Below are 19,700 nucleotides of genomic sequence, written 5' to 3' on the forward strand. Positions count from 1 at the left end.
GGTGCATTCTATCTTTATACCCATGTTTTGGACTATTTTTTAGATTTACCTGGGACTTCGTGATGATGTCTGCATCTTGCTTCATATGATTCAGATGCACCAACCAAAATGACCGGATCATCGTAAGAAGCAGGTTTGCCGTCAATGAGGCGCTGTGTTCTGCTCGCCGGTGATCCGCAAACAGAACAGACGGCTTGCAGCTTTGTCACACTTTCCGCAATCGCCATGATATTCGGGACGACACCGAACGGCTCTCCCCTAAAATCCATATCAAGGCCTGCTGCTATCACACGGTAGCCTTTATCGGCAAGAGATGATAAAACCTCAACAATTTCCTGATCAAAAAACTGCACTTCATCAACCGCAATCACATCTGTACTTTCACTGATGTGATCCCAAATGTCCGAAGCAGACGAAATGGCATAGCTCGTCATCGATGTTCCATTATGGGAGACAACAGCAGCTTCGCTGTATCGGTTATCAATTACAGGCTTAAATACCCTGACTTCCTGCTTGGCATAAGTTGCTCTCTTCACTCTTCTGATCAGCTCTTCAGATTTCCCCGAGAACATGCTGCCGCAAATCAGCTCAAGCCACCCGCTTTGTTTCATTATGTACATAGGCTTCGCTCCCCTCTCTCTGCCAGCTGTGTTTTAGACAATATAAAAAACAGGCAAGACTGCTGCTTGCCTGTTGAGAAATCTATTATTACTTAAGACCGTATTTTTTGTTAAAGCGATCAACACGACCATCAGCAGAAGCGAATTTTTGACGGCCAGTGTAGAATGGGTGGCATTCAGAGCAAATCTCAACGCGTACCTCTTCTTTTACTGAGCCTGTTTCAAATTCATTTCCGCAAGCGCATTTAACTGTTGCTTTTTTGAAATTAGGATGAATTCCTGCTTTCATTGTATCCATCTCCTTCCGCCCTGAATCCCGTGTGGAAACAGAGTTATTATTTCGGAGCATTGTCCGAAACGCATATGAGAAAATTATATCAGTGATTTACTTCTTTTGCAAATACAATTTACCTTCTTGCAGATGATAGATTTGCCTGTTTCCATTCTTGATTGAGAATATCGAAAAATTCCTGGTTTGTTTTGGTTTTTTTCATTTTTCTCATGAACTTTTCTGCGAAATCAGGTGAATCAGACATCGTTTTGCGGATAGACCATAAACGATCAAGATGCTCTTTAGGCACAAGCAGCTCTTCTTTGCGCGTTCCTGAACGGCGGATATCGATGGCAGGGAAGATGCGGCGCTCGGCAAGAGAGCGGTCAAGATGGAGCTCCATGTTGCCTGTTCCCTTGAATTCTTCATAAATGACATCATCCATACGTGAACCAGTATCAACCAGAGCCGTAGCAAGGATGGTTAAGCTGCCGCCCTCTTCGATATTTCTCGCAGCCCCGAAGAAGCGTTTCGGACGGTGGAACGCCGCTGGGTCAATCCCCCCGGAAAGCGTTCTTCCACTTGGCGGAATCACTAAGTTGTAGGCGCGGGCAAGCCGTGTGATGCTGTCCATCAGGATAATGACGTCTTTTTTGTGTTCCACGAGACGCATCGCACGTTCAAGCACAAGCTCGGCCACTTTGATATGGTTTTCCGGCACTTCATCAAACGTTGAGCTGACGACATCCCCAGCTACAGAGCGCTCGATATCGGTTACTTCCTCAGGTCTTTCGTCAATTAAAAGCACGATCAGCTCTGCTTCAGGCTGGTTCGCTGTAATGCTGTTGGCAATTTCCTTCAGCAGCATCGTTTTTCCGGCTTTCGGCGGCGCAACAATCAATCCGCGCTGCCCAAATCCAACCGGCGCCATCATGTCCATAATTCTTGTAGACAAGAAGTTCGGCTTTGTTTCAAGCACCATTTGACGATCCGGATAAAGTGGCGTAAGAGCCGGGAAATGCACACGCTCTTTTGCAGATTCGGGATCATCCCCATTTACTGCTTCAACGTGCAAAAGTCCATAGTAACGCTCATTTTCTTTTGGCGGGCGAACCTTGCCAGATACTTTGTCTCCGTTCCGCAAATCGAAACGGCGGATTTGTGAAGCTGAGATGTAAATGTCTTCTGAGCTTGGAGAGTAGTTGATCGGTCTCAGGAATCCGAAACCTTCAGACTGGATGATCTCGAGAACGCCTTCCATAAACAGCAGATCTTCCTGTTCTGCATTCGCTTTCAGAATGGCGAAAATGAGTTCTTTTTTTGTCAGTTTGCTGTAATAGGAGATTTTATAATGTCTTGCAAGTTCATAAAGCTCTTTCAATTTCATATTTTCCAAAGAGGAAATAGATACGTCTTTCATAAAAACACCACGCTTTTCATAGTCAATATCTTACTCTGAACATGTCATCTGCTGCTTTTGCACAACATCCGCCAAAGCACATTCTTTTTTTAACATAAAGGAACTTCTATCGGTAACACTTCCACCCATGATCGGCGCTTTTGTTAAAAGGATTGTCTTAATGAGTTTTGAAGGAAGCGAGGACAAAAACATGAGAAGATCAATACTTATATCGTCTGTATGCGGTAGAAATTGAAACTTTCCTAGTGCTTAAAAGAAGGTATTACGCAGTAAAATTCGCAGCACTCTTTATTTTTACCTTATTTCAAAAAATTATTCAACTGAAATAAGGTTTTGACACGGAATTGATAGAGTTGACGCTTTTCTGCAAAAGTTAAAGCGGGCTCACACCCGCTCAGCTTGTAGAGAAAACGCGTTTTTTCTACAAGCTTTTTTGTTTTATACAGTTTCTTTAGATATTCATCAGGTTTCAGATGCAGAAAAAGCGCTCCCACATGCCTAGCCCTGCTTGGCTAGGTATGTGGCAATTTTCTTCATGTTCTGGCATGCGGCTGTGAGGAGAACTTGTTCACTCACATTTCGTTTTCCCCTCAACCTGCAATAGCGAAGCCCATGCAGCTGTTTTGAATCTGCAAAGCTTCGCTCTATTTTTTCTTTTCTTTTTTTGTAGAGGTTTTTTCCTGAAACAGACAAGCGATTTTGTCTGACCTTTTCTTTATGATCTTCCCATACATGTCGAGTAATCACTTTCTGCCGATTCTTTGATTTTGTACAGTTTTCAAGCAGTGGGCATGAGGAACATATTTCAGGATTTGATTTATATGACCGGTAGCCTTTTCGGTCAGTTGTTGAGTATGTAAGTGTTTGGTGATTTGGACAAATGTATCTGTCTTGTTCACTGTCATAATGAAATTTCCATTTTGGAAACAAGCCTCGGATAGGGTGATAACGTCTATGTGCGATGACACCAAAGATTTGGCGGTCAGATAATCCTTTACAGATCGGAGTCGTTAAATATCCGGAATCAAGGGCGACGGCTTCTACTTGAAAACCAAATCGTGCGATTTGGTGGTCTAATCGGTCAAGATAAGGCACAGAATCATGGACATTTCCAGGTGTGACGTAGGCATCGGTGATAATGTTGTATTTCATATCTGTTGTGCGGTGATCTAAATAGAAAAAACCTTCTGGTTTGTTTTCACGATACAGATAGCCACTTTCCGGATCGGTTGTACTGTGGCGGATCTCTTTTTCAGCTTTCACCTCCTCTTTGGCTGTTAATGGCTTTTTTCCGTGTTCCTCCCGATCCTCTTGAATGGCTTCATTTAAATCCTTGATATAGTTTTGGGTATCCTGCGCAATTGTTTTTCTTGTGTATTTATGCTTGTTGGCATTGGCTTTAAGGTGTGTGGAGTCGGTGAATAGGACTCGTCCGCCCACCATGTCATGATTGATGGCCTGAAGAACGATCTCATCAAAAATGTCTTGGAAGATGGTTGTATCTTTAAAGCGTGTGCGTCTGTTCCAGCTGATGGTGGAGTGGTGTGGAACCGGGTCGTTTATGTTCAATCCGAGAAACCATCTGTACGCCATATTGTAGTAAATTTCTTTTTCAAGCTGTCTTTCTGAACGGATACCATAGAGGTATCCGATAAACATCATTTTAAATAAAATAAGCGGATCAAGTGAGGGGCGGCCTTTGTTTTCACTGTAGTAAGGTTTCACCTTTTCAATGATGAAAGAGAAGTCTATGTGTTTATCAATTTTCCGAAGCAGGTGATCCTCTTCAACGAGTTGGTCAAGCAGAACAAATTCGGCTGTGTTTTGAGAAGAGTTTCTTGTGTGGAACATGAGAAAGACACCGTCCTTTTAAGTCTTTCTTTTATTTTATTACAGAAGAATGGATATTTTAAGGAAAAATAAAGGCTGTCGAGATTTTCTCGACAGCCTGAGCGGGCTCACACCCGCTTTTTCTGTGTGTTATGGACGGATTACAAGATTTGGTTTCTTTTTCAAGCTGTGTCTGCCATCAACGAAACGAACAGTGCCCGATTTTGCGCGGATAACTAAGCTTTCAGTTGTACCGACAGAGCCTTTGAATTGAACTCCTTTTAACAGCTCGCCGTCAGTAACCCCTGTAGCTGCAAAAATCGCGTCATCACCCTTCACAAGGTCTTCCATGCGAAGGACTTTGCTTAAATCAAGGCCCATTTTGTGACAGCGAGTGATTTCTTCTTCGCTTTGCGGAAGAAGTTTACCAATGATTTCTCCTCCGAGTGCTTTTAGCGCAACAGCGGAAAGCACACCCTCAGGAGCGCCGCCTGATCCGAACAGGATATCAACGCCCGTGTGGTCGAAAGCCGTGTTGATGGCGCCTGCGACATCGCCGTCATTGATCAATTTGATTCTGGCGCCGGCCTCACGAAGCTCGGAAATGATTTTTGCGTGTCTTTCACGGTTTAAAATTGTGGCAACGACGTCCTCAACGTCCTTGTTTTTCGCTTTTGCCACCGCTTTAAGGTTGTCAATGACAGGTGCTTCGATGTCAATGCAGCCCACCGCTTCCGGACCGACTGCGATTTTTTGCATATACATGTCAGGAGCATTCAGAAGCGTGCCATGGTCTGCGACCGCGATAACCGTCAGCGCGTTCCAGCCGCCGCTTGCTAAGATGTTTGTGCCTTCAAGAGGGTCAACTGCGACATCAACGCGAGGGCCGTACCCGTTTCCGAGTTTTTCCCCGATATACAGCATTGGCGCTTCGTCCATTTCCCCTTCACCGATTACAACGGTCCCTTTCATCGGCACTGTATCAAAAACGTCTCTCATTGCACTTGTTGCCGCTTCATCAGCCTCATCTTTTTTTCCCCGGCCCATCCATCTTGCTGATGCCAATGCCGCAGCTTCTGTCACACGTACCAATTCCATTGATAAACTTCTTTCCATTTCAACACGATCTCCTCTCACAAGAAACCATTATGAATTTTGAAGCTGTTCTATTTCTTCGTCAGTCATTCTTTCACGCCAAATTGTCGCTCCAAGCCCCTCAAGCTTCTTCTCAAGGCTGCTGTATCCTCGGTCAATATGCTCCAGTCCCGTAATTTCCGTGACGCCATCAGCCATCAGTCCAGCTACCACCAAGCAGGCTCCGGCACGCAGATCACTCGCCTTCACTTTTGCGCCTTGAAGCTCGACAGGACCTGTGATGATGGCAGATCTGCCTTCTACTTTCATATTGGCACCCATTCGTCTCAGCTCATCAATGTGCTTGAATCTTGCCGAGTAGATGGTGTCTGTGACGACACTCGTCCCTTTCGCCCTTGTCAGGAGCGCCGTCATCGGCTGCTGTAAATCAGTCGGAAACCCCGGGTATACGAGGGTTTTGACGTCAACCGGCTTTAAGTTCTTCTGCCCGCCGACAATGAGGAGCTGGTCGTCGCTTGTTTCGATATGATAGCCCATTTCTCTCAGCTTTGCCGTTAACGACTCAAGATGAGTAGGGATGACGTTATCGATAATGACTTCCTTGCCCATTGCAGCCCCTGCAATCATAAATGTCCCGGCTTCAATTCTGTCCGGAATGATCGTATGCTTGCAGCCGTGCAGTTCCTTCACGCCGTCGATTCGAATCACATTGGTGCCCGCACCTTTGATTTTGGCGCCCATGCTGGTAAGCAATGTCGCGACGTCAATGATCTCAGGCTCCTTGGCAGCGTTTTCGATGATCGTTTTCCCTTCTGCCAAAACAGCGGCGAGCATAATGTTAATCGTTGCCCCAACGCTTACGACATCTAAATAAATCCGTGCGCCTCTCAGCCTTTCAGCTCGCAAATAAATGGCGCCTTGTTCATTGGTTACTTCAGCTCCGAGTGCTTCAAAGCCTTTGATATGCTGATCAATCGGACGGGGCCCTAAGTGACAGCCGCCAGGCAATCCAATGACCGCCTGCTTGAAGCGGCCGAGCATCGCCCCCATTAAATAATATGACGCGCGAAGCTTTTTTACTTTCCCGTTAGGAAGCGGCATGCTGATCATCGACGTAGGGTCAACAACCATTTCCCCATTCTCAAAATGCACGTTGCCGCCGATTTCCTTTAACAGGTCACGCAGCGTTTCAATATCTGAAATCTCTGGAAGCCCTTCAATTGTCACCTCGGAATTTGCCAAAATGGTTGCAGGTATTAACGCAACAGCGCTGTTTTTAGCGCCGCTGATATGTACTGTACCGTTCAACGAGTCATCGCCGGCAATATTCAACTTTTCCATGATAGTCTCCTTCCATAAGAAGATAGCTGCGGAGCTAAATAAAATGTCATTTTATTCTGTCTCTGCAAATAAAGCTCATGTCCAAAATCTAGCCAATTCGAAGAGAAAGAATACAACACATTGTAAAATATCAGGTAGAAAATAGCGAAGCTTTGGGGGGTACAGGTTTCAAAAGATGCACAGAGACCCGCCGGCTCGAGAGACATCGTCGTCATCCGGCAAAAGCAGTACGCATACCCTTCATTCCGATATCAGCTTCTGCAGCCCAATGATTCCTTCTCTGTAAAGCGGCGTCAGCATCTGAAGATCCGCTGTATCAGGTCGGTGAAATACAAAGGCCGCGGCAAACAGGCATAAAGCTGTTTGCCGCCCCTTTCATTATTTGTTCCAGTCTGCCAGGAATTGTTCGATTCCTTTGTCTGTTAACGGGTGTTTAGTGAGCGCATGAATGACTTTCAGCGGCATTGTGCCGATATGAGCCCCTCTAAGAGCGGCTTCTGTCACGTGCTGCGGGTGGCGGATTGACGCGGCAATGATTTGCGTGTCAAGGCCGTGAATATCAAAAATCTGTTTAACTTCTGAAATCAGGTCAAGCCCGTTGTGGCCGATGTCATCTAAACGTCCCAGGAATGGAGATACATATGTTGCCCCCGCTCTGGCAGCAAGAAGCGCCTGGTTTGCATTGAAGATCAATGTGACGTTTGTTTTGATGCCTAAGTCAGTAAGTGCTCTTACCGCTTTTAAACCGTCAGACGTCATCGGGATTTTCACCGTAATGTTCGGTGCGATCTTCGCCAGTTCTTTTCCTTCCTCGATCATTTCCTCAGCTTTCAAAGAAATAACCTCTGCACTTACAGAGCCTTTCACGACGTCTGTGATCTCGCGAAGACGGTCGTGGAATGATACATTAGCTTCCTTTGCTACTAAACTAGGATTCGTCGTTACACCGGCGAGAATTCCTAATTCATTCGCTTCTCTAATTTCATCGATATTGGCTGTATCAACAAAGAATAACATTTTCAAAAAGCCTCCCTGATTAAGAAATTTTCTGAACTGCGAATATGATTGCGCTTTCTAAAGATAGACGGAAAACCGCCTGTCAAGCTGTCAGGCGGCTATAAAAAGTTCCAATTGAATTAAGCTTGGTTTGAAGAACCAAATTCACGCATTTTACCGATAACTGTTTCTTTGATCGCTTCACGAGCTGGTCCAAGGTATTTACGTGGATCGTACTCGTCAGGCTTAGCTGCCAATGTTTCGCGAACAGCTTTTGCAGAAGAAATTTGGTTTTCAGTATTCACGTTGATTTTAGCTGTACCAAGTGAAATTGATTTTTTGATGTCAGCAGTCGGAATTCCAGTACCGCCGTGAAGAACTAGCGGAAGACCAGTTGATTTTCCGATCTCTTCCATTTCTTTGAAGCCAAGGTTTGGCTCACCTTTGTAAGGGCCGTGAACAGAACCTAATGCTGGTGCAAGGCAGTCGATGCCAGTGCGCTCAACAAGCTCTTGGCACTCTTTAGGATCAGCGTAGATTACGCCTTCAGCGATAACGTCATCTTCTTGTCCGCCTACTGTTCCAAGCTCAGCTTCTACAGATACTCCGTGGAAATGAGCAAGCTCAACAACTTTAGCAGTTGTTGCTACGTTTTCTTCAAATGGATGGTGAGAAGCGTCGATCATTACAGATGTGAAACCTGCATGAATCGCTTTCGCACAAGATTCAAAGCTTGAACCGTGGTCTAAGTGAATCGCAACAGGAACTGTCACTTTGTACTCTTCCATAAGTGCTTTTACCATAGCAACGACTGTTTTGAAGCCGCCCATGTAGCGTCCCGCACCTTCGGAAACACCAAGGATCACTGGAGATTTTTCTTCTTCAGCTGCTTGTAAAATCGCTTGAGTAAACTCAAGGTTGTTTAAGTTAAATTGTCCTACAGCGTACCCTTTTTCTTTAGCTGTATTCAACATTTCCGTCATAGAAACTAAAGGCATGTCGAATGTCCTCCTTATGTAGCCTGATTGTCTTCTAGCGAAAAAAGCTTTCCACCCTAGCATGACCCATATATTGCTGTCATATGTAAATACTCAGATCGCTTTTTCTCCATAACTAGGATACCAACTTTTCGACAAATCGGCAACATAATGACATGATTCATTTGTTTCTTCTTTTTGTCAGTTAGACTTCAGGGGCAGATATTTTTTGACGGCGTCTCTGATTTCGTCGATGTCAAACGGCTTTGCAAAGTGCGTCAGAGCGCCCAATTCCTTCGATTCCTGGATCATGTCGAGCTCTCCGTATGCCGTCATGATAATGACCCGGATGTTTTCGTCAATGACCTTCATCCGTTTTAAGATTTCGATTCCGTCCATGCCGGGAATTTTCATGTCCAAAAGCACAAGGTCGGGCCGTTCTTTTGTCACAATGTCAAGCGCCTGCAGGCCGTTCGCAGCCTGAAACGTCTGGTAGCCTTCTTTATTGAACACTTCATTTAGCAAAATACGAATGCCGTATTGATCATCAACGATTAAAATTTTTTCATTCATCATTTTACACCCCAATATTATGATTTTCGTCAAAAGTAAGCAGTATTGTATGTATTCTGTTTGATTTTCCTATTTCCTTTAATTATAATAGTCTACTTTACGACATTTTCTGAGCATTTTCTCTTTTGTTGTATACTGATATTGTACGTTATAAAGGAGGATTCACTTATGTTGAAAATATTCACGACGCAGTTAACAGGTATTTTTTCCCGCATTCAGGATAAGGAATCTGACGCGATTGAAGATGGGGCGCGGCTGCTTGCTCAAGCGGTAATCAGCGGGCATTCCATTTATTTATACGGAGCGAATGAGCTTCAGGGCGTCTTTTTTGAGGCCACTGAAAGCAAAGAACCCTTCCCATCTGTCAAAGCCTTTCCAGAAAGCGCTGAGGAAGTGACAGAAAGCGACAGGGTGCTGATGTTTTGCTCAGGGACGGGCACAGCCGAAGAACAGGCGCTCGCAAAAGAGCTTTATGAAAAAGGGGCGGGAGTCGTATGCGTATCACCCGCAGCCAAAGACAGTGCGGGAATAGAACAGTATTGTGATGTGCATATTGATTCTAAATTAAAAATGCCGCTTGTTCCCGATGAAGACGGCACCCGTTATGGGTTTCCCTCTTTAATGACAGCACTGTATGTCTATCACGCTTTATCGTTTACACTAAAAGAAATTCTGCAAGAGTATGCATAATATCTTATTGTACATGCTGGAACTTGCCGGAAACAAATAAAAAAGACTTGCCCGCTTTTGACAAACTGGTCTTACCCCTGTCAAGTAGACAGCCATAAAAAGCCTAAGCAACCAGTGTGTTACGGTATTCTACCGGAGCACACTGGTTTAATTTTTTCTGGAATCGTTCGTGATTATAGAACTGGATGTAATCTTTAATGCTTTTGTGGAGCTCTTTTTCAGTTTGGCATGAAGAAAAGTATGTATTCTCTGTTTTGAGGTGCGAGAAAAATGATTCGATACAGGCGTTATCCAGGCAGTTTCCCTTACGGGAATGGCTGCCCTTCAAACCAACGGTTTCAAGTCGCTTTTGATATGCTTTTGTTGTGTATTGGAATCCTTGATCAGAGTGGAGAATGGCCCCTTGGACATCCCGTTGAGCTGTTAAACTTTCCACTGTTTTCATCACCAGTTCAAGATCATTTCGCTTTGACAGTTTCCATGCGACAACCTCATTGTTGTAAAGATCTTGTACTGCAGAAAGATAATAGAATCGTTGTCCGCAAGCAATATAGGTAATATCGGTTACATATAACTGATTAGGCTGATTGGTTTGAAATTCTCGGTTAAGCCGGTTTGGCAGGACAACCGATGCCTTTCTTCCAAAATAACGACGCTTTTTTCGAATAATCGAGTGGATGTTCATCTCTCTCATCAATCTGTAAACACGCTTATGGTTGACGCAGAAACCTTCTTTCTTTAAAGCGACAGTAATCCGAGGATAGCCATAGAAAGGGCGTGAATGATGAATCGCCATGATGTGCTCTTTTATGATCTGATCTCTCTGTTGCCTTGCCATTCGAAACCTTTGAGCCTTGCGCCATTTATAGTACCCTGACCGTGACACTTTGGCGATACATACCAGCCATGTAATCGGATAACGGTCCTTCAATTCGTGAACAGCTTCAAATCGTGCTGCCTTCAAAATCCGTCCTCCCCATGCAGATTTGGATAGCGCTTTTTTAGGTATTCGACCTGTGCCTTTAAATAATCTCGTTCTTCCTCAACACTTTTAAACGTTGTTTTAGGGCGTCCAATAAAAGGATTGTCTGACTTTGTATCTTTTCCCCTTTGATCATCAAAAGACTTGCCTTCCCGATATGTTTTCACCCAATTTTTGAGCTGGGTTGAACTTCGAAGCCCTAATTCTTCAGCTAACGTGTTATAGCTTTTGTTTCCTTCCTCGTACATTTTGACAGCTTTCATCTTAAATTCTTTCGTATAGTTCTGAAAGTGTTGCCCTTTTCTCGCCATAAAAAATCCCCTCCACGTATAGTGTAACAGCCACTTTTGAAAAGCGGGCTTTTTACACTGTCTACTTAGAGGGGATAATATCAAACGGCAAGTCTTTTTTATTACTTCTGATTTGCAGCTTCGACAGACGCTCCGATAAAGCCTTTGAATAGAGGCTGAGGTCTTGTCGGTCTTGACTTGAACTCTGGATGGAACTGAGAAGCCACGAACCAAGGATGGTCTTTCAGCTCGATGATTTCAACAAGGCGTCCATCAGGGCTTGTGCCTGAGAATACGAAGCCTTGCTCTTCCATTTGCTGTCTGAATTCATTGTTAAACTCATAGCGGTGGCGGTGGCGCTCGTACACCACTTCATCCTGATACACTTCAAAGGCTTTCGTGCCTTCTTCAAGCTTACAAGGGTAAAGGCCGAGACGAAGCGTTCCTCCGAGATCCTCAACATCCTTCTGTTCAGGAAGAAGATCAATGATCGGGTATTGAGTTGACGGATCAATTTCCGCTGAGTGAGCGCCTTTTAAGCCCAATACGTTTCGTGCGTATTCAATAGACGCCACCTGCATGCCCAAGCAAATACCCAAGAACGGAATGTTGTTTTCGCGCGCGTATTTTGTCGCGACGATTTTGCCTTCAACACCGCGGTCTCCGAATCCGCCCGGCACAATGATGCCGTCTGTTCCGCTTGTGAGTTCTGCGATATTGTTTTCTGTCACTTCTTCCGCGTTGATCCACTTCACTTTTACATCTGTGTCAAACGCATAGCCCGCATGGCGGAGAGACTCGACAACAGAAATGTATGCGTCAGGAAGCTCAACGTATTTGCCGACAAGGCCGATTGTAATCGTTTGAGACAGGTTGCTGACTTTGTTAACAAGCTCTTTCCACTCGGACATTTCCGCTTCTTTGCATGCCAATTTCATGTGCTCGCAAACAAGCTTATCAAGCCCTTGTTTTTGAAGCTCCAGCGGAATGGAGTAAAGGTTGTCCGCATCTTCACATTCAATAACCGCTTTTGTATCGATGTCGCAGAAAAGCGCGATTTTATCTTTCATATCTTGAGAAATCGGCATTTCTGTACGAACGACGATGATGTTTGGCTGAATGCCCAAGCTGCGCAATTCTTTTACGCTGTGCTGTGTCGGTTTTGTTTTTAATTCGCCAGCAGCTTTAATGTAAGGTACGAGCGTACAGTGGATGTACATTACGTTTTCACGGCCGATGTCGCTCTTCATTTGGCGGATCGCTTCAAGGAATGGCAGTGATTCGATGTCTCCGACAGTACCGCCGATTTCTGTAATGACAACATCTGCGTTTGTCTCTTTCCCTGCGCGGTAAACACGGTCTTTCAATTCGTTTGTGATGTGCGGAATGACCTGTACGGTTCCTCCAAGGTAATCTCCGCGGCGTTCTTTTTTAAGAACTGTTGAATAGATTTTACCTGTTGTCACGTTGCTGAATTTATTCAGGTTAATGTCGATAAAACGCTCATAGTGACCAAGGTCCAAGTCTGTTTCAGCGCCGTCATCCGTTACGAATACTTCACCGTGCTGGTACGGGCTCATTGTTCCCGGGTCAACGTTGATGTATGGATCGAATTTTTGAATCGTCACGTTCAGTCCGCGGTTTTTCAGCAAACGCCCTAATGAAGCTGCTACAATACCCTTTCCAAGTGAGGATACAACTCCCCCGGTTACAAAAATATATTTCGTCATTTCTTTTGCTCCTCTCTTCGCTCTTAGCTACATTTTTAAAATGTACTATTTTATAAAAAATCATTTAGCCTTTTAAATGATTTATAAGAAAAATGAAGGGTGAAAATAAGAAAGCTCCCTTTCAATTTCTTGAAAGGGAGCATAACGTACTATGTTCTCTCTTCGTTTTTGAAGAGCCCAAAATACATACTACATAGTTCGACTATGAAAGTCAAGATCGTTTTGAAGATGAAATCTGATACTATTTAATTTCCTCTTCTTCATCATCTTCATCAACAATATCTTCTTCGATCTCAAGATCGTCGTCGTCTTCGTCAAGATCTTCATCGTCAAAATCGTCGGCTTCAAGATCGAGTTCTTCCTCAACTTCATCCAAATCAAGGTCGTCTTCGTCGATCTCTTCAAACTCGTCAAGATCAAGATCTTCTTCGACTGCTTTCTTCGCTTTTTTCTTTTTCGCCTTGACTGTCGGCTGAGTTTCTTCATCAAGCTGATCATACGGATACCAGCTGCGAAGCCCCCACGTCTGGTCAGAAAGCGCAAGGAAGCGGCCGTCAATGTTTAAATCTGTATAAAATTGAGCGATGCGGTCTCCAAGCTCTTCTTTTTTCACGCCGAGCAAAGATGCGATTTCATTTAAAAGCTCCTGAAAAGGAACTGGTTTTTTATGTTCTTCAAATAATTCATGAGCGATTTCAACTAAAGCCATTTCCTTTAGCTCTTCCTGTGAATATTGTTTGATACCCAAGGTCGGACACTCCCTTTCTATTACTTATATGTATCTGTTTTATCAATAATGAAAGCGATTTTGTATCGTTCTTATACAAACCATACCTCTCATTATAAACAAAATAAAACAGAATATGCTACCCTTAACAGCGTTAATTTAAATAATTTTACAAGAGTGATCCGACTGAGAGATGTTTTCCGTTAATCCGCGAGCATTCTGGAGATGACCAGTCTTTGAATTTCTTGAGTGCCTTCATAGATTTGCGTGATTTTTGCATCACGCATATAGCGTTCTACCGGATAATCTTTTGTATAGCCGTAGCCGCCGAAAATCTGCACGGCTTCGGTCGTTACCTTCATCGCCGTATCCCCAGCCATCAGTTTGGACATGGCGGAAGCTTTTCCATATGGAAGACCCGATGATTCTAACCACGCAGCCTGATAGGTCAATAGCCTTGAAGCTTCTATCATTGTCGCCATATCCGCGAGTTTAAAAGCGATGCCCTGCTGCTCGCCGATCGATTTTCCGAATTGCTTTCGCTCTTTTGCATATAGAAGCGCCGCATCAAGCGCTCCTTGGGCGATGCCTACGGCTTGTGCAGCTATGCCGTTTCTGCCTCCGTCAAGCGTCTTCATCGCGATTTTGAAGCCTTCTCCTTCTTCTCCGAGACGCTTTGATGCGGGCACTACACAATCTTCGAACATGATTTCCGTTGTCGGTGAAGAACGGATGCCCAGCTTCTTTTGTTTCTTGCCTGTAAAAAATCCTTCAAAATCCTTTTCTACTATAAAAGCGGTAATGCCTTTTTTCTTTTTCTCGGGATCGGTGACGGCAAAAACAATGTAAATATCAGCAACGCCGCCGTTTGTGATAAACACTTTGGAACCATTTAACACATAGTCATCGCCGATTCGTTCAGCAGTTGTTTTCATGCTGCCGGCGTCAGATCCAGACCGTGCTTCGGTCAATGCGAATGCGCCGATTTTCTCTCCGAGGGCCAGTTGTGTTAAGTACTCTGTCTTCTGTTCCTCCGTCCCAAAGGCAAACAGCGGCCAGCTGCAAAGAGAGATATGGGCGGAAAGCGTCACTCCGGTGGAGGCGCACACTTTTGACAGCTCCTCCACCGCGATGACGTAGGCCAAATAGTCACTTCCGATTCCGCCGTAATCTTCAGGCCATGGAATTCCCGTCAGCCCCAGATTTGCCATTTCCCGAAACAGCTCGCGATCGAAGCGTTCTTGTTCGTCCCGTTCTGCCGCTGTCGGGGCCACCTCATGCTTCGCAAAATCGCGCACCAATTTTCGTATCATCTCATGTTCTTCTGATAATGAAAAATTCATTGCTTCTCCCCCATTTTCAGATCAGCGCCTAAAACGGATTGATCCAGAAGCTCGACGACGTCGTACGTTTTGACTTGGTCTTCGGCTTCCTTCGCCTTTGTTCCGTCCCCAAGCATTGTGAGACAGTACGGACAGCCGGAACTGATCACCGATGGGTTGACTGCGAGCGCTTGCTCTGTCCTGGCGACGTTAATCCTGTTGCCTGTTTCTTCCTCCATCCACATTAATCCCCCGCCAGCTCCGCAGCACATGCCGGTTTCCCGGTTTCTCTCCATTTCAACAAGCTGCACGCCCGGAATGCCTTTCAAAATCTCTCTCGGCGGATCATAGACTTCATTGTACCGGCCCAAATAGCATGAATCATGGAAGGTAATCGTCTCATGAAGCGGGTGCTGCGGCTTTAATTTTCCGTTTTTCACAAGCTCGGCCAGCACTTCTGTATGATGATAAACCTCGCCTTCAAATCCGAAATCCGGATATTCGTTTTTAAATAAATTGTATGCATGGGGATCGATCGTAACGATTTTTTTGACATCATTTTTTTCAAATTCAGAAATATTCTTCTCAGCCAGCTCTTGGAACAAAAATTCATTTCCGAGGCGGCGCGGCGTGTCTCCTGAATTTTTTTCTTTATTGCCGAGGATCGCGAAGGACACGCCCGCGTGATTGAGCAGCTTGGCAAAGGAAATTGCGATTTTCTGGCTTCTGTTGTCGTAAGACCCCATGGAGCCTACCCAGAAAAGGTACTCAAATTCTTTTCCTTCTTTTTTCATTTCTTTTACAGTCGGAATCTCAGCATCCGGCGCCTCATCACGCCAATTTTCACGTTCCTTGCGGTTGAGTCCCCACGGATTCCCCTGCCGCTCAATACTTGTCATTGCGCGCTGGGCGTCACTGTCCATTTTTCCTTCTGTCAGTACGAGGTAGCGGCGGAGGTCGATGATTTTATCCACGTGCTCATTCATGACCGGGCATTGATCCTCACAGTTTCGGCAAGTGGTGCATGCCCAAATTTCTTCCTCTGTGATGACGTCGCCGATCAAGCTTGGATTGTAATCAAGCGCCGTTGCGGCTTCCTGCGATCCGCTGCCCGCTGACGCCGCAGCCAGCTGATTGCCTCTCGTATGCCGAAACGCTGCTGCGGGCACCCATGGGGAGCGCGAGGTGACGGCAGCGCCTTTTTCCGTGAGATGGTCTCTGAGACGTAAAATCAAGTCCATCGGAGACAGCATTTTTCCGGTGCCTGTTGCAGGGCACATATTGGTACAGCGGCCGCACTCGACACACGCGTACAGATCAAGCAGCTGAGACTGCCTGAAATCCTCAATTTTTCCCGCTCCGTAGCTTTCTTTCGTTTCGTCGGTAAAATCAATTTTTTCAAGTTTTCCGGCAGATTCCATTCTATTGAAAAAGACGTTTGCCGGGCCGGCGATTAAATGGGCATGCTTAGACTGAGGCACGTACACTAAAAAGCTAAGCAAGAACAGAAGATGGATCCACCATGCGATATAGAAAATCACCGCCGCACCTGTTTTCCCGACTCCGCTAAGCATAAACGCAATACCTGAGGCAATTGGCTCGCTCCAAGAAAGCCCATGCTCATGCCAAATCAGATTCATCCCGTTCCCAAGCAGAACGGTCAGCATTAAACCTCCGATAAAAATGAGAACGAGTCCGGCTTTGAAACCGCGTTTCAGCCTCACGAGCTTTTCGATGTAACGTCTGTAGAATGCCCACCCAACAGCAATTAAAATGAGAAACGTAACAATTTCCTGAAAAAAGGTGAAGGCGGGATAGACCGGGCCAAGCGGCAGATTCCGGCCGGGAGCCAGTCCTTTAATGATAAAGTCAATTGCTCCGAACTGAACCAATATAAATCCGTAGAAAAACATGACGTGAATGATTCCGCTTTTCTTGTCCTTGAGCAGTTTTTTCTGTCCGAATACATTCACCCATATGTCGTGAAGCCGTTCCTTGAACCGTTGATCAAATTGTTCTTTCTGGCCGAGCTTGATGTAGGCCAGTCTCGTTTTGACCAAATACACAAACAAATAGACAGCGTAAGCGGTTACAATCAGAAATAATAATGTATTTGCGATGAGAAAGCCGCTCATTCCAATTCCCCCTTTTTACTGATAAAGACCGCGATCCTCTACCCCCGAATCTGTATAAGATTATCTTTATGATAAATAATGAATGAGTGTTCAGTCAATAATTAAATTCCTGCTGTTCGGGCACACTACCTTTACTACGGAAAGGAGTGCCGGTATGAAAGTATTTATCGTGATTATGATCATTGTCGTTATTTTCTTTGCCTTGATTCTGCTTGATATCTTCATGGGCCGTGCCGGATACAGAAAAAAGGCGTACGAGCCTGTTTTTTCAAAAAAGAAGAGTGACATCGAATTGATCCACTGCGGCGCTGATCTCGTTGAGCGGATGATGAAGGATATTCGCCAGGCCGCCTCTTCTGTTCACATGATGTTTTTTATTATGAAAAATGATGAGGTCAGCCACAATATGTATACCTTGCTGAAAACAAAAGCCCAAGCTGGCGTATCCGTTTATTTGCTTCTGGATTGGGCGGGCTGCCGGGCAATTAAAAAAACGGCGCTGCAGACGATGAAAAATGCCGGCGTCCATGTCCATGTGATGAATCGTCCCCGTTTTCCTTTTTTCTTTTTTCACATGCAAAAACGGAATCACCGGAAGATTACGGTGATAGACGGAAAAATCGGTTATATCGGCGGGTTTAACATCGCCGAAGAATATCTTGGAAAGAAGGCGAAGTTCGGCAATTGGGAGGATTATCATCTGCGCATGATGGGAGAAGGCGTACATGATCTTCAAACGCTTTTTGCTTCTGATCTAAAACGAAATACCGGAATCGAACTGGGTTCGGATGTTTGGCCAAAGCTTCAGCAAGGGGCTATTTCTCACAAGATATATGCGACCGACGGTTATTCCCTTGAAAACATATACTTGGCCAACATTGCACAAGCGAAGAATCGCCTTACGGTTTGCACGCCTTATTACATTCCATCAAAACCGCTTCAAGAGGCCCTTATTAATGCAAGAAAAAACGGCGTATCCGTGAGAATCATTGTACCGATGAAATCAGACCATCCGCTGGTACGAGAAGCAGCTTTTACGTATTATTCGGAGCTCTTGGATGCCGGCTGTCTTATTTATCGTTATTATCAAGGATTTTATCATGTAAAAGCCCTCATCATAGACGACCATCTCAGCATAATCGGATCAGCCAACTTCGATAAACGGAGCCTGTTTTTAAATGAAGAGGTGAATGTCGAAATTGATGACGAAGCGTTTACAAGTGAAGTCTATGCCACGATTGAGGAGGATATGAAAAAGTCGGAGCGGCTGACCATGGAGGATTTCAGCAAGCGCACATTCAGGCAGCGCCCGGCGGAATGGCTCGGCAGGGCATTATCTTATTTCTTATAAAGGAGAGTTCCTATGATTTTCAGATTCGGGTTCGTTTCAAATGCGATGAGCCTTTGGGATGCGTCTCCCGCTAAAACATTGACATTCGCGCGTTATTCAAAGCTTTCAAAGACTGAAAGAAAAGAAGCGCTTCTGACTGTGACAAAAGCCAATTTGCGCAATACGATGAGAACCCTTCACTATATCATCGGCCACGGCATTCCTTTGTACCGTTTTTCCAGTTCGATTGTGCCGCTGGCTACGCATCCCGACGTGATGTGGGATTTTGTAACACCGTTTCAAAAAGAGTTTCGGGAGATTGGAGAGCTTGTTAAAACACATCAACTGCGAACAAGCTTTCATCCAAATCAATTCACTCTGTTTACGAGCCCGAAGGAATCCGTCACAAAAAATGCGGTAACCGACATGGCGTATCACTACCGCATGCTTGAGGCCATGGGCATTGCTGATCGCTCCGTTATCAACATTCATATTGGCGGCGCTTACGGAAATAAAGACACCGCCACTGCACAATTTCATCAAAATATAAAACAGCTGCCGCAGGAGATCAAAGAGCGGATGACGCTTGAAAATGATGATAAAACATATACAACGGAAGAAACGCTTCAGGTCTGTGAGCAGGAGGATGTTCCGTTTGTCTTTGACTTTCATCATTTTTACGCCAATCCAGACGATCACGCCGACCTGAATGTAGCACTGCCCCGCATGATCAAAACGTGGGAGCGGATCGGCCTTCAGCCAAAGGTTCACTTGTCTTCCCCAAAATCGGAGCAAGCTATACGCAGCCATGCCGATTATGTTGAAGCCAACTTTTTACTGCCGCTGTTGGAACGCTTTAGGCAATGGGGAACTAATATTGATTTCATGATTGAAGCAAAGCAGAAAGACAAGGCGCTTCTCCGCTTGATGGATGAATTAAGCTCCATCCGCGGTGTCAAACGCATCGGGGGCGGTGCGCTGCAATGGAAGTCATAAATGTGCAAAAATAGGTTTACGACTTGTCAGCTTTGGGAACTTAGGCTATATAAGACAACAATCGATGGAGGAGAAAGATCATGAAAAATATCAAGTCTCTGAAAGTAGCCGCACAGGCCTTTACTTTAAGAAATTTGATTCATCTTTATAAAATGTGCCATTCCGGAAGCCACGAGGTTTATATTTATTCAAAGAAAACGATGTGCAAAATCAAAAGCTTAATTGAGCTTGAAACGTTCCGCATGGCTCATAATGAAAAGGAATATCTGATCGTAGTTGAAGGAACAAAAGCATCACAACTCATTGAAAAATTCCAAAATCTCATCGAGCCTGCTGAGAGAGAAGCGCTCTAACTTACATACAAAAAAGGATAGA

The 19,700-nt window shown here is 44.9% G+C and carries 19 protein-coding genes; 4 read left to right on the forward strand and 15 right to left on the reverse strand.

Going from position 1 to position 19,700, the window contains the following annotated elements; all coding sequences use genetic code 11:
* Positions 1-32: 32 nt before the first annotated feature.
* The 10 genes from NSQ09_RS03485 to spo0F form a co-directional block, all read right to left on the reverse strand.
* On the reverse strand, positions 33-620 hold the full coding sequence (locus tag NSQ09_RS03485) for a thymidine kinase (RefSeq protein ID WP_017696004.1): 588 nt from the start codon (positions 618-620) through the stop codon (positions 33-35).
* 88 nt (positions 621-708) lie between these two features.
* A complete protein-coding gene (gene rpmE, locus NSQ09_RS03490; RefSeq protein ID WP_003151132.1) occupies positions 709-909 on the reverse strand; it encodes a 50S ribosomal protein L31 in 201 nt (66 codons plus the stop codon).
* A 118-nt stretch (positions 910-1,027) separates the two neighbouring features.
* On the reverse strand, positions 1,028-2,311 hold the full coding sequence (gene rho, locus NSQ09_RS03495) for a transcription termination factor Rho (RefSeq protein ID WP_003221939.1): 1,284 nt from the start codon (positions 2,309-2,311) through the stop codon (positions 1,028-1,030).
* Between the two features lie 30 nt (positions 2,312-2,341).
* Positions 2,342-2,503 (reverse strand): hypothetical protein, encoded by a 162-nt coding sequence (locus NSQ09_RS03500; protein ID WP_003227632.1) that lies wholly within the window; start codon positions 2,501-2,503, stop codon positions 2,342-2,344.
* A 306-nt stretch (positions 2,504-2,809) separates the two neighbouring features.
* Complete coding sequence (locus tag NSQ09_RS03505) at positions 2,810-4,162, reverse strand: IS1182 family transposase (RefSeq protein ID WP_014478984.1); 1,353 nt, start codon at positions 4,160-4,162, stop codon at positions 2,810-2,812.
* Between the two features lie 129 nt (positions 4,163-4,291).
* Positions 4,292-5,257, reverse strand: coding sequence for a class II fructose-bisphosphatase (gene glpX / locus NSQ09_RS03510; protein WP_003242962.1), 966 nt, complete (start codon positions 5,255-5,257; stop codon positions 4,292-4,294).
* 30 nt (positions 5,258-5,287) lie between these two features.
* Positions 5,288-6,577: a UDP-N-acetylglucosamine 1-carboxyvinyltransferase gene (locus NSQ09_RS03515; RefSeq protein WP_341030571.1), complete on the reverse strand. Its 1,290-nt coding sequence runs from the start codon at positions 6,575-6,577 to the stop codon at positions 5,288-5,290.
* 378 nt (positions 6,578-6,955) lie between these two features.
* Positions 6,956-7,594, reverse strand: a complete 639-nt coding sequence (fsa, locus tag NSQ09_RS03520; protein WP_003227626.1) for a fructose-6-phosphate aldolase — start codon at positions 7,592-7,594, stop codon at positions 6,956-6,958.
* A gap of 119 nt (positions 7,595-7,713) precedes the next feature.
* Positions 7,714-8,571 (reverse strand): class II fructose-bisphosphate aldolase, encoded by an 858-nt coding sequence (locus NSQ09_RS03525; protein ID WP_003243339.1) that lies wholly within the window; start codon positions 8,569-8,571, stop codon positions 7,714-7,716.
* Between the two features lie 180 nt (positions 8,572-8,751).
* Entirely contained in the window at positions 8,752-9,126 is a 375-nt protein-coding gene (gene spo0F / locus NSQ09_RS03530) for a sporulation initiation phosphotransferase Spo0F (protein WP_003227621.1), read from the reverse strand.
* 165 nt (positions 9,127-9,291) lie between these two features.
* On the opposite strand from spo0F, the gene NSQ09_RS03535 reads away from it, so the two are divergent.
* Complete coding sequence (locus NSQ09_RS03535; RefSeq protein WP_014481199.1) at positions 9,292-9,813, forward strand: DUF2529 domain-containing protein; 522 nt, start codon at positions 9,292-9,294, stop codon at positions 9,811-9,813.
* A 103-nt stretch (positions 9,814-9,916) separates the two neighbouring features.
* On the opposite strand, the gene NSQ09_RS03540 is transcribed toward NSQ09_RS03535, so the two are convergent.
* The 5 genes from NSQ09_RS03540 to NSQ09_RS03560 form a co-directional block, all read right to left on the reverse strand.
* A protein-coding gene (locus NSQ09_RS03540) for an IS3 family transposase (RefSeq protein WP_088272564.1) occupies positions 9,917-11,106 on the reverse strand; the annotation gives its coding sequence in 2 pieces (ribosomal slippage) (positions 9,917-10,806 and positions 10,806-11,106; 1,191 coding nt in all).
* Between the two features lie 101 nt (positions 11,107-11,207).
* Positions 11,208-12,815, reverse strand: a complete 1,608-nt coding sequence (pyrG, locus tag NSQ09_RS03545; protein WP_003227612.1) for a glutamine hydrolyzing CTP synthase — start codon at positions 12,813-12,815, stop codon at positions 11,208-11,210.
* 241 nt (positions 12,816-13,056) lie between these two features.
* The gene (gene rpoE / locus NSQ09_RS03550) at positions 13,057-13,563 is read right to left on the reverse strand and encodes a DNA-directed RNA polymerase subunit delta (protein WP_014481200.1); all 507 of its coding nucleotides are present in this window, start codon (positions 13,561-13,563) and stop codon (positions 13,057-13,059) included.
* 182 nt (positions 13,564-13,745) lie between these two features.
* Complete coding sequence (acdA, locus tag NSQ09_RS03555; protein ID WP_129138001.1) at positions 13,746-14,885, reverse strand: acyl-CoA dehydrogenase AcdA; 1,140 nt, start codon at positions 14,883-14,885, stop codon at positions 13,746-13,748.
* Complete coding sequence (locus tag NSQ09_RS03560; RefSeq protein ID WP_341030572.1) at positions 14,882-16,999, reverse strand: heterodisulfide reductase-related iron-sulfur binding cluster; 2,118 nt, start codon at positions 16,997-16,999, stop codon at positions 14,882-14,884. The genes acdA and NSQ09_RS03560 overlap by 4 nt, the downstream gene beginning before the upstream one ends.
* A gap of 154 nt (positions 17,000-17,153) precedes the next feature.
* On the opposite strand from NSQ09_RS03560, the gene cls reads away from it, so the two are divergent.
* From cls to NSQ09_RS03575, 3 genes are all read left to right on the forward strand, one after another.
* Positions 17,154-18,350, forward strand: a complete 1,197-nt coding sequence (gene cls, locus NSQ09_RS03565) for a cardiolipin synthase (RefSeq protein ID WP_041334673.1) — start codon at positions 17,154-17,156, stop codon at positions 18,348-18,350.
* 12 nt (positions 18,351-18,362) lie between these two features.
* Positions 18,363-19,325: a UV DNA damage repair endonuclease UvsE gene (gene uvsE / locus NSQ09_RS03570; protein ID WP_017696270.1), complete on the forward strand. Its 963-nt coding sequence runs from the start codon at positions 18,363-18,365 to the stop codon at positions 19,323-19,325.
* Positions 19,326-19,405: 80 nt separating this feature from the next.
* Positions 19,406-19,678: a hypothetical protein gene (locus NSQ09_RS03575; RefSeq protein ID WP_003227597.1), complete on the forward strand. Its 273-nt coding sequence runs from the start codon at positions 19,406-19,408 to the stop codon at positions 19,676-19,678.
* The last annotated feature ends 22 nt before the right edge of the window (positions 19,679-19,700 follow it).

It is taken from the genome of Bacillus sp. FSL W8-1202 (assembly GCF_038006165.1).
Taxonomy (GTDB): domain Bacteria; phylum Bacillota; class Bacilli; order Bacillales; family Bacillaceae; genus Bacillus; species Bacillus subtilis.